This window comes from Terriglobales bacterium, from assembly GCA_035487355.1.
In the GTDB taxonomy this organism is placed as follows: domain Bacteria; phylum Acidobacteriota; class Terriglobia; order Terriglobales; family Acidobacteriaceae; genus QIAW01.
The window spans coordinates 24327-33784 of the sequence record DATHMF010000063.1 but is presented as its reverse complement, the minus strand read 5'-3'; the positions used below and the strand labels follow the sequence as shown (position 1 = coordinate 33784).

9 protein-coding genes and 1 riboswitch are annotated in these 9458 nt (G+C 57.4%); of the genes, 4 read left to right on the top strand and 5 right to left on the bottom strand.

Annotated features, from left to right (window positions below):
* Nucleotides 1-1480: hypothetical protein (locus tag VK738_12010; GenBank protein ID HTD23373.1), on the bottom strand; the 1480-nt coding region annotated here is incomplete at its 3' end.
* A gap of 486 nt (nucleotides 1481-1966) precedes the next feature.
* On the opposite strand from VK738_12010, the gene VK738_12005 reads away from it, so the two are divergent.
* From VK738_12005 to VK738_11995, 3 genes are all read left to right on the top strand, one after another.
* Nucleotides 1967-2350: a BlaI/MecI/CopY family transcriptional regulator gene (locus VK738_12005; protein HTD23372.1), complete on the top strand. Its 384-nt coding sequence runs from the start codon at nucleotides 1967-1969 to the stop codon at nucleotides 2348-2350.
* On the top strand, nucleotides 2347-3786 hold the full coding sequence (locus VK738_12000; protein HTD23371.1) for a M56 family metallopeptidase: 1440 nt from the start codon (nucleotides 2347-2349) through the stop codon (nucleotides 3784-3786). Before VK738_12005 ends, VK738_12000 begins: the two co-directional genes overlap by 4 nt.
* Before the next feature lie 62 nt (nucleotides 3787-3848).
* A complete protein-coding gene (locus VK738_11995; protein ID HTD23370.1) occupies nucleotides 3849-5408 on the top strand; it encodes a Do family serine endopeptidase in 1560 nt (519 codons plus the stop codon).
* Between the two features lie 82 nt (nucleotides 5409-5490).
* On the opposite strand, the gene VK738_11990 is transcribed toward VK738_11995, so the two are convergent.
* From VK738_11990 to VK738_11980, 3 genes are all read right to left on the bottom strand, one after another.
* Nucleotides 5491-6615, bottom strand: a complete 1125-nt coding sequence (locus VK738_11990; GenBank protein ID HTD23369.1) for a hypothetical protein — start codon at nucleotides 6613-6615, stop codon at nucleotides 5491-5493.
* Between the two features lie 37 nt (nucleotides 6616-6652).
* Nucleotides 6653-7132, bottom strand: coding sequence for a prepilin-type N-terminal cleavage/methylation domain-containing protein (locus VK738_11985; protein ID HTD23368.1), 480 nt, complete (start codon nucleotides 7130-7132; stop codon nucleotides 6653-6655).
* Between the two features lie 68 nt (nucleotides 7133-7200).
* On the bottom strand, nucleotides 7201-8373 hold the full coding sequence (locus tag VK738_11980; GenBank protein ID HTD23367.1) for a D-alanine--D-alanine ligase family protein: 1173 nt from the start codon (nucleotides 8371-8373) through the stop codon (nucleotides 7201-7203).
* Between the two features lie 66 nt (nucleotides 8374-8439).
* Nucleotides 8440-8571, top strand: a riboswitch (SAM-I-IV-variant riboswitch).
* Between the two features lie 96 nt (nucleotides 8572-8667).
* On the opposite strand from VK738_11980, the gene VK738_11975 reads away from it, so the two are divergent.
* On the top strand, nucleotides 8668-9015 hold the full coding sequence (locus tag VK738_11975) for a hypothetical protein (protein HTD23366.1): 348 nt from the start codon (nucleotides 8668-8670) through the stop codon (nucleotides 9013-9015).
* Nucleotides 9016-9115: 100 nt separating this feature from the next.
* Here the strand turns inward: VK738_11975 and VK738_11970 are convergent, their stop codons facing one another.
* Nucleotides 9116-9454 carry a hypothetical protein gene (locus tag VK738_11970; GenBank protein HTD23365.1) on the bottom strand — a complete coding sequence of 113 codons (339 nt, stop codon included), beginning with the start codon at nucleotides 9452-9454 and terminating at the stop codon, nucleotides 9116-9118.
* Nucleotides 9455-9458: the final 4 nt, after the last annotated feature.

Here is a 9458-nt window from a genome sequence, read left to right as displayed (position 1 = left end):
CGAGCGGCCCATTCAAAGCGGCTGCAGTGGCCGGGCCGCCATCGCCGGAAAAGCCATAGGTGCCGGTGCCGGCTACGGTTGTGACCTGGCCGTTCGATATCCTTTCCACGCGAGCGCCTGCATCGTCGGCAATATAGATGTCGCCGGCCGAATCGGAGGCCATCCCCGCAGGGTCAGAAATGTCGTTGATGCTCGCGCTGCAAGACGGCCAGAGGCGGCCGCAAAGGCTGGCGAGCGTGGTCAGCGCTCCGCCGGGGGTTACCACCACGATCTGGTGCGCTCCGCCCAGCCCGATAAATAAATTACCGGCTGGATCTACGGCCAAGCCATGAGGATAAGGGAGGAAGACTGCGGTCGCTGGGCCAAAGAGTGGTCCGTGCGTCGAGCCCCCGCCGGCCACGCGCGTGACCGTTCCCGAAGAGTCGAGCTTGAAGACGCAAAAATCGGCGGTGAAATAAACATTGCCCGAACCATCCACCGTAAGGAATTTCTGCTGGCTTACTGCGGAAAGACGATCATCATCCACGGGGCAGGGCAGAACATCGCCAGCGTGCACGGTCAGCGGAGCTTCGTTGTCGCCGGCGGGCGCTGGGGCCGGGTCCGGAGTCATCGGCTGGTCTGACGCGGGTTGAGCATCTGCTGGCGGCGGCTGCGAGTTGACTGATGCGAGTTGGGAATCTGCGGGCGGCGGTGCCGGCGAGTAGCCTGGCCCGGGTTGGGCAACTGCGTGCGCCGGCTCGGGCACTGGTGGCCCGGAGGGGATTTGAGCAGATGCAGGTAAGTTTGTATACGCATACATATACGGGGGGTACATGGCAGGCAGGGAATGCCCGCCAAAGTTCCACTTTACGTAGCGATCGAGCTTCTGAAAGGTGGCATCGCCCAGAGACAACTTCAGTTGGCCAATGTAGCGTTGGATGATTTGAGTTCTCTGCTCCGACAGATGCCTGAACTCAGGTGGTGGGAGCTGGAAGCCGCGGGACATTCCTCTATATTGGCCTCTATATTGGGTTTTTCCCTGGCCTTTATATTGGCCTTTCTGCTGGCCTGTAGGATGGTTCCAGTAGGCATCGCTGATGGCCGCAAGTTTCTGGTCCTGGAACTGCAACTCACGATTGCAATCAAGCGCTACCGCCGTCAGGACTTTCCCTTCCTCGCCGGTCAGACCAAGCACGCGCTGCTCATGGGTGCGCCATGGCGAGGCCCCGCTCTCACCCCGCTGTTTGTCTTCCTGCTGGGCCGCCTGCTCCAGGCTGCCCACGTGCCTGAAATAGTTCTGGTAGATCATCGATTCGGGCGGCGCCCGTTTTTCATCTGCGGGGGACCACGAGGCTGGAGGCAGGATGGGAGGTGCCGGGATCGGAGCCTGACCCATCCCGTATGGCAAAGAAGATGTCGACGAAGTTTGGGCGGGCGGCTGGACTCCCGCAGCAGCGGGCAGTGGCGGCGGCTGCATACTCTGCATCGCTGGATTCTGCATCGGTGCATTCTGGGCCCCTGCAGTCTGGGTGCGAGAAGTCTGGGCTTCCAGATTCTGCGTTTCTAGAACTAAAGCCCCGAGCGATAGCAGCAATACTGTGGTTGAAAGCGTGAGTAAACGAATCCTGTCTGGCTTCATCGTGACCTCACCGGCAATGTAAGTATGTGCTTACTTACATTTGCCCAACATCCTACACTTGTGCGCGGGGAAAGTCCAGAATCTTTGTTTAACAAACAAAGGACACGAAGGAATGAAACACGAAGGGCACAAAGCAATACACGTGAAATTTCAGCCCAACCTAAAAAGACGATTGAACTACTTCTTGAAGAATCCGCGTGATCCGTGGAATCCGCGGTGGTGCTGTATTTCAAAAGCAACTACTGTATTTCCAAAGCAACCATTCCGGGTCCGGGAGCAACTAAATACTTAGTTGACGTTCCGCAACCTCGTGAGTCTAATAAGGTCTAATAATTTTAGGGGATTCGGGTGCCTCGGAAGCAATCCACAACCTTAACCGGCGCCGAACTGCGCATCATGGATGTGCTTTGGCAGAAAGGGCCGGGCACGGTCCAGCAGGTGTTGGACTGGCTGCCGGCCAAGCCGGCGCTTGCCTATAACTCCGTCCTGACCACGGTTCGTATTTTGGAACGCAAGGGTTACCTCCAGCATATTAAGGACGGCCGGGCGCACATCTACGAGCCGCGGATCGGACAAAAAGAAGCTACCCGTGCCGAGATCCGTCACCTGGTCAGCCGCTTCTTCCGCAACTCGCATGAGGCCCTGGTTTTGAACATTCTGGAAGGTGACGATCTTGAGGATGAGGAAGTAAAGCGATTGCGCGAGATGCTGGAACGGAGCCAGGCAAAATGAGCGTCCTCGATCTCGAAACCGTGGCCCAGGTCTCAGCCGGACGCGTGTTGAACACCATCGCCTGGGGTCTGGCCATCGCTGCTTTAAGCTGGATCGTTCTTCGCGTTTTTGGCGCCCGCAATTCGGGGACGCGCTTCGCAGTATGGTTCTGGACCCTGCTGGCGATTGTGGCGCTGCCGTTTTTGGCGCGGCCTGGTTCACAAGTATTAAGTTCACCGGCATTTCTAAGCTCACCGGCATTTTCAAGCGGATCGCCCCATGCTCAGCTCACGATCTCGAGTAGCGTGGCGGTTTATTTATTTGTGATCTGGGCTGCGGTCGTGCTGGTGCTTCTCGGCAGAGTCGTGATCTCGCTCTGGCATGTGCGGCAACTGCGCCGCAATTCTCAGGAAGTGGATCTGTCAACTCTGGATGCGTCGTTGATCCAGGTTCTGGGGATTCAGGTTCTGGGGATCCAGGTTCTGGGGGTCGAGCTTCTCGCCCAGTTCAATGCACAACGCCGGGTCAAGCTTTGCGTCTCCGATCGCGTTCGGGTTCCTGCCGCTCTGGGATTTTTCCGGCCTGCGATTGTCGTTCCCAGTTGGGCGCTGCATGAGCTCTCGGTGGAAGAGCTCAAGGCAATTTTGCTGCACGAGATGGCGCATCTTCGGCGCTGGGACGACTGGACCAACCTTGCGCAGAAAATCGTGCAGGCAATTTTCTTCTTTCATCCTGCCGTTTGGTGGATCGAAAGATGTCTCGCCCTGGAGCGCGAGATGGCTTGCGACGACCTGGTTGTGGCCCATACGGCCAACCCCAGAGCTTATGCGGCGTCACTGGTATCGTTGGCGGAGAAGGTCTTGGCGAAGAAGATGCAGCAGGGAAGAGCACTGACGTTGGCCCAGGCGGTTCTGGGCCGCGTGCGGCAGACCTCGTTGCGCATTGCTCAGATTCTGAATGTAGACCGGCCGAGTGGAACCAGGGTTTGGCCTCCGGCACTGGCCGCGATGGCTGCATTATCAGTTGCGGTCTTTCTGGCTGTGCCCTACACGCCGGAGTTGGTCGCAATCCAGAGTTCGTCGCATGCCAAAGATTACGCGCATCCGGCACAGTCAGCCGACGCCGGCCGCATGGATTCGCTTCGTGCCGCGCCGAGCACGGCCTTGGCCCAGATCGATGCCGATGCCAATGTTGATGCCAATACACCGAGGCCGACTCTGGTCCGGTTCAATACGTCTCGGCTTGTAGTTCCAGTGTGCGCAAAGATGATGAAGACTGCCGGCGCCGGTGTGAAGCCTAATGGCATCGTGGGTCCGCCGATGGTGGTCTTTGTGCAATCCGCGTCATTTGATACGGCAAGTGATGCGGGAGTCTGGAGGGTACGCGTCTGGCGCGTCACCGTCAGGAGCATTGGCGGAGAGCAAGTGCAGACCACGATCGTGATGAACTCGATCTGAGCCTCCAAAATTTTTTGTAATTAACAACTAAATATTTAGTTGCTGATAAGGAGAAACGAAACATGAGAAGTTGGATTCAACGTTGGCAAGCGGCGCTCACCCGCCGCTTAATCGTGCCCGTCGTCGCAATCGGCACGGTGGTTTCACTTGCGACATATCAATTCGCCAAGCCGGCGAGGGCGGCGACACCCGCACCAGCGCCCGCCGCGGCGCCGCTTGACGACAACAGCGTCAACGCATTGCTCGCGCTGGATAATGCCATGGAGACAGTAGCGGCGCGGGTGACTCCGGCGATCGTGAATGTCACTGTGACCTCGAAACCTTCAGGTGATCGCAGCGATGCTGCCGATAATGACGACGGCGGCAACTCCGATGGCCTGCAGCAATTCTTCTCTAGTCCATTCGGACGCAAGTTCTTCGGTCAGCCCATGCAGCCTATGCAGCCGGGGCCGCAAGTCGAGCACGGCTTGGGCAGCGGAGTCATCATTTCGCCCGATGGATACATCGTCACCAATAACCACGTTGTGGATGGCGCGACCGATATTCGCGTCACTCTGACTGACCGGCGGATTCTTCCCGCGAAGCTGGTGGGCGCGGACAAGCTGACCGACCTGGCGGTGATCAAGGTGAACGAATCCAATCTGCCCAGCGTTCCCTGGGGAGATTCGACCAAGTTGCGTCCCGGACAAACCGTGCTGGCCTTCGGCAACCCACTTGGGTTCCGCTTTACCGTGACCCGCGGCATCGTCAGCGCGCTGAACCGTCCGAATCCATATGCTGCTGATCGGCGAGCGCCTGGAGAATTTATCCAGACCGATGCCGCCATCAATCAAGGCAACTCCGGTGGCCCGCTGGTGGACGCGCGGGGCGAGGTCATCGGCATCAATACCTTCCTGATCTCGCAGACGGGTGGCTTCTCGGGCATGGGGTTCGCGATTCCCACGCAGATCGTGCGGCCCACGGTTGAAACGCTCATCCGCTCCGGCAAAGTCAACCACGGTTACATGGGGATCGGCATCAGTGATGTCACTCCCGATGAGGCTAAGTACTTCCACGTGAGCAATGCTTCCGGGGCCGTCATCACACAGGTCGAACCCGATTCACCGGCAGCTAAGGCAGGATTGAAGGTGGGTGACGTCATCACCGGGCTCAATGGCGAGACCGTGAACGATGCTGGCGAGCTTCAAGTGGGAGTTGGACAAAAGGAGCCAGGCACGACAATCCATTTGAAAGTCATGCGGGATGGAAGCAGCGTAAACGTGCCCGTGACACTGGACGCGATGGGAGCCCGCGCTGACGAAAGCAAGAGCGCCAGCGCCGAAAACGGCAAACCGCGCTGGGGTCTTGGATTGGCCGATCTGACTCCAGAACTTCGGCAACAGATGCAAGCCGGCAGCAACGTCCATGGGGCAGTGGTCGAACGAGTGCTGCCCGGCAGTTCAGCCGATAACGCGGGCATGCAGCCCGGGGACATCATTACAGAAGTCAATCGCTACCCGGTGCAATCTGCCGCTGACGTGCAGAAAGCACTGGCCAACGTTCCCAAGGACCAGGACACACTCTTGCTGGTCTGGTCTAACGGTGGAAGCACGTTCCGTGTGTTGCATCCCACGCAAGGCTGAGACAGCGCGGAATCGCCCGCGATGTCAACGCATTGCTTGTGGAATAGCAGCGACGCCGTCCCGAAATGGGGCGGCGTTTTTTTCACGTGAAACTTTTCTCCTGGGCCTTGGGATCGCTCGACGTCAGTGACGGAAAGTACGACTGCAGGGTTCCATCTCTCCGGATGTCCGCGGTACAACAGTGGAATCCACCGCCGAAGGGATACACGCGGTCGAAGGGGCAGGGTATGACTTCACACTTCAATGAGCGCATCAAGTCCATCATCGGCTTTTCTGCCTCTTCCACGACGGCGGTTCGTTCGTCTAGCATGAGGATGTTCATTGATATCCAGTTGCTCACGTCCCGCGCCGGTGAACGGCCGGTCCTTACCGAGGGCGGTGCGGTCACAAGTTGCCAACCATTTGCCGTGAACAGATTCAGCGAGCCATTGGTGCACGGTCTCTCTGGATTGATGAGGGCCAGTCCGGGTCTCACCGGTACCAGTGTCGTATCAATGTGCGTGGGGGTTGGCTCGCGGAACGTGGTGCGGTGGATGCGGAAAGCGGAACCCAGGTGCCGCCGGAGCCACTCGGCGCCAAATTCGTTGCTGACCAGATCGGGCTGCCAGAATATGTCGCGCCCGCACCGTGTGAAGCAGGCTGCGTCGAAGGCCGGTTCGAATTCGGTGAGCAATGGGCCGGATGCAAAATCGAACGCGGCTTCGGACTGGCCTTGGCTGCGCTCGTGATACAGAGCGTCGGACATGAGGGGCTTGGGTGCGGTTGTCCAGCGCGCGCCGCGAGCAAAGTAATTCTTGAGCAGGCTGCGGTAGGCCCGGAACTCGAAGTACCGTGCCCGCTGCGCCATGGGAGCTTCGATGATCTCATTCCCGATGATCAGAAGCAGGTCTCTCGGGCACGCGGTAGCGTGTCCGCAGGCGATCTCCCAGTCGGGGGTCTTTACTGGAATGCTGTGCTCCACCGGATCCAGCCGGCGTACCGTGATTCCAAGACGGTCGAGAATGTTCGCGAAGTTATCCAGTTGGCGCTCAGCATCGTCCACGACGGAAGGATGCACCGGCTGGCCACGAAACTTGCGTCCCGGACTATCCGGCTGAAAATACGGAGAGAGCGCAGGCTCGAAGCCGATGTCTGCCGCCCCACGCGCTGATCCGACGATGACCTCCTGCAGCGGGTCCCACTCATTCCACGAGTTAACAATATTCACCCAACCTCCCAAAACGCGGCTTGCCTGCAGCTACATCTCACCTAATCGGCACCGAGCAGGCTTTTCCTCCCGCAGGGTCGGTGCTGATGATTCCCAATCCTGTGACGCAGAAGCCGCGACCGCCGGTTTTTCCTGGAACCACGGGTACAGCCGTGATGCGGAAACTTGTTACCGGCGTGCCACTGGTCTGATCAATGGCAAACAAGTAACCGCTCCTGGCGCAAGGTTGATTGGGACATGCCAAAGCAGGGTCAAGCAGATTCGCATGATTAGAGTTGGGCTGAGTTCCGGGAGGCGGTGCGCCCAGCTTGGCGACATTATCTGCAAACCCAATCGCTGGATAAGTCTGCGCATACTTGAGTTGCGCGCTTTGAATGTTGTGCACTGCGGCAACGGCGGAGGATTCATTGGCGTAGATTCTGCGGTCGACGATGGGTGTGAAGAGCAGCGCCAAAACTAGCAACAACAGAATCACGACCAGAAGTTCAATCCAAGAAAAACCGCGTCTGCCCTGCATAAGTGGGTAAAGAATACTAAATCTGGCCGGCTCTTACCAAAGCGGAAAAAGCGGCTCGATCTACCGCGCTAATTACATCGGCTATAACGATTTTTCTTTTTCTCTTTGTGAGATTCGAGCGCTAGCAAGATGAGGCGGTCAATCAGCTCGGGGTAGGGCACTCCCGAAGCCGCCCATAGTTTGGGATACATACTGATCGAAGTAAACCCAGGCATGGTGTTGATCTCACTGACGTAAATTTCCTCGTTGTGCGGGTCCATGAGGAAGTCCACGCGCGCCAGGCCGGAGCACTCTACGGCGCAAAAAGCGGCGATGGCCAGCTCTTGCACATGCTTCATCTGCTTCTTGGTGAGCTTGGCTGGAATCAATAACTGCGAACCTTCTTCCAGGTATTTGGCGGTGTAATCGTAGAACTCTTTTGCCGGGATAATTTCACCCGCCACCGAAGCCACCGGCTTTTCATTGCCCAGCACCGAGCACTCGATCTCGCGGGCCTTTTGTTTCATGCCGCCCACGCTCTCTTCCACGACGATCTTGCGGTCGTAGGATGCGGCTTCTTTCATTCCATGAGCGAACTCTTTGCTGTTATGCACCTTGGAAATCCCGACCGAGGAGCCCAGGTTCGCCGGCTTCACGAACAAAGGATACTTCAATTGACTCTCCACCAGCCTTCGCACCCGGTGGGGGTTCTTTTGCAAATCACTACGCAGAATCGTCAGGTGTTTTACGATGGGCAATCCCGCGGCGGCAAACAGGCGCTTCATTACGTCTTTATCCATGCCGGCCGCCGAGCCCAACACTCCTGCGCCAACGTAAGCAATATCGGCCAACTCCAGCAACCCCTGGATGGTTCCGTCTTCGCCGAAAGTCCCGTGCAGCACGGGAAATATGACATCCACATGGATAGGATTGAGATCGGGCGAACCGCTGATTTGGAATGGCATCAGCTCAGCTCGTGGTACTGGGGGAACAAAGGTGGCGTTGCCGGTGGCCAGCACTGCGGCGGTGGGGGTCGCCCGGGGATCGCCGGCGCGTAGCTGCAAGGGCGGGTCCTGTTTTCCGCGCAGCAGGTTTTCGGCGTGCTGCGCTGTCAGCCAGCGGCCGTCCTTGGTGATGCCGATGGGTACCACCTCGTACTTGTTCTTATTGATGGCCTCCAGCACCGAGGTTGCCGAGAGCAGTGATACTTCGTGCTCACCGCTGCGGCCACCAAACAGGATTCCCACCCGTATTTTTTTCATAGTCTTTCATAATACGGTACGGCAAAAACTGCAAATCGCCCTTAACGCGCAGGTGTGATAAACTCCTTTCAGCATCAGGAGCGACCCGAAAAAAAGCCGGGTCCGGCAACCGGGGCTGGAGACGCCACGGTGCTTAGAGTGAAAGCGAAACTTTCATTCGATGTGCGGAACCAACAACTCCGAAACAAATGTCTCCCTTGTAAAAGCGCCCGCCTGATGCCCCGGCGGGTGTTTGTTTTTACAGGACTATTTCTCAACCTCCTGGTGCATGCCCGTACCGAAAGGACATGCATCATGCAAAGCACAAATTCTACCGATCACTGTTCTGGTGGCAATAGTATTGTCACCTTCGATGCCGACTGGCACCATGGCCTCGGCCGAAAATTAGAAGTCTTCCCGCGCTCCATTCCCCTGGCAGGAGAAGTATTTTGGCCCGATCTGGGGTCTTTCCTGGAAGACCATTGCTCGCGGCAGATGATGTACTACACTCCAGCGCCGGGCCCACGGTCGGTGCAGGTGATCTTTCACGAGGATCAACGGGGTTGGAGCATCGCCGTGTTCCAAGATGCCGGCTTGATAGCGCAAACCTCAGGCGACTCGCTAGTCGCGGTTAGCCAGGAATTGGCAGGGGAGTTAAAGTAGCCGCTAGAGGTAACTAGTTTGATACGGTCGGGATGGCCAAAAAGCCAGCGCCCCACCCCACTTGCTGGCTAGTGTTCCGGGGTACCTGAACCGGTGTGATCTATGCGTATTTATTGAGGAAAACCGCTTTCGTGGTCGGCACTTGCTGAGATAGTTGGGTATTTACTGAATAGATATCATCCGCAGGGCGCTTCTGGGGAACCTCGGCACTTTTTTTCGAGATTTCAAAGAGCTTCTTCGGGCTTATTGGGAAATCCCAACTCGCTACGTTCGCGCGATCCGTGCCACTTCGCGCTTCGGCTAAACCCGCCGCATTCTGGAATGCCGGACGTAAACACACGTCTAGCACAATCATGGCCTGCAATTTCTGAGAAATCAATGATTTGATACCAGGATGATACCACTTTGACTTTAAACAAAAGCTTACCGCGGATTTCACGGAT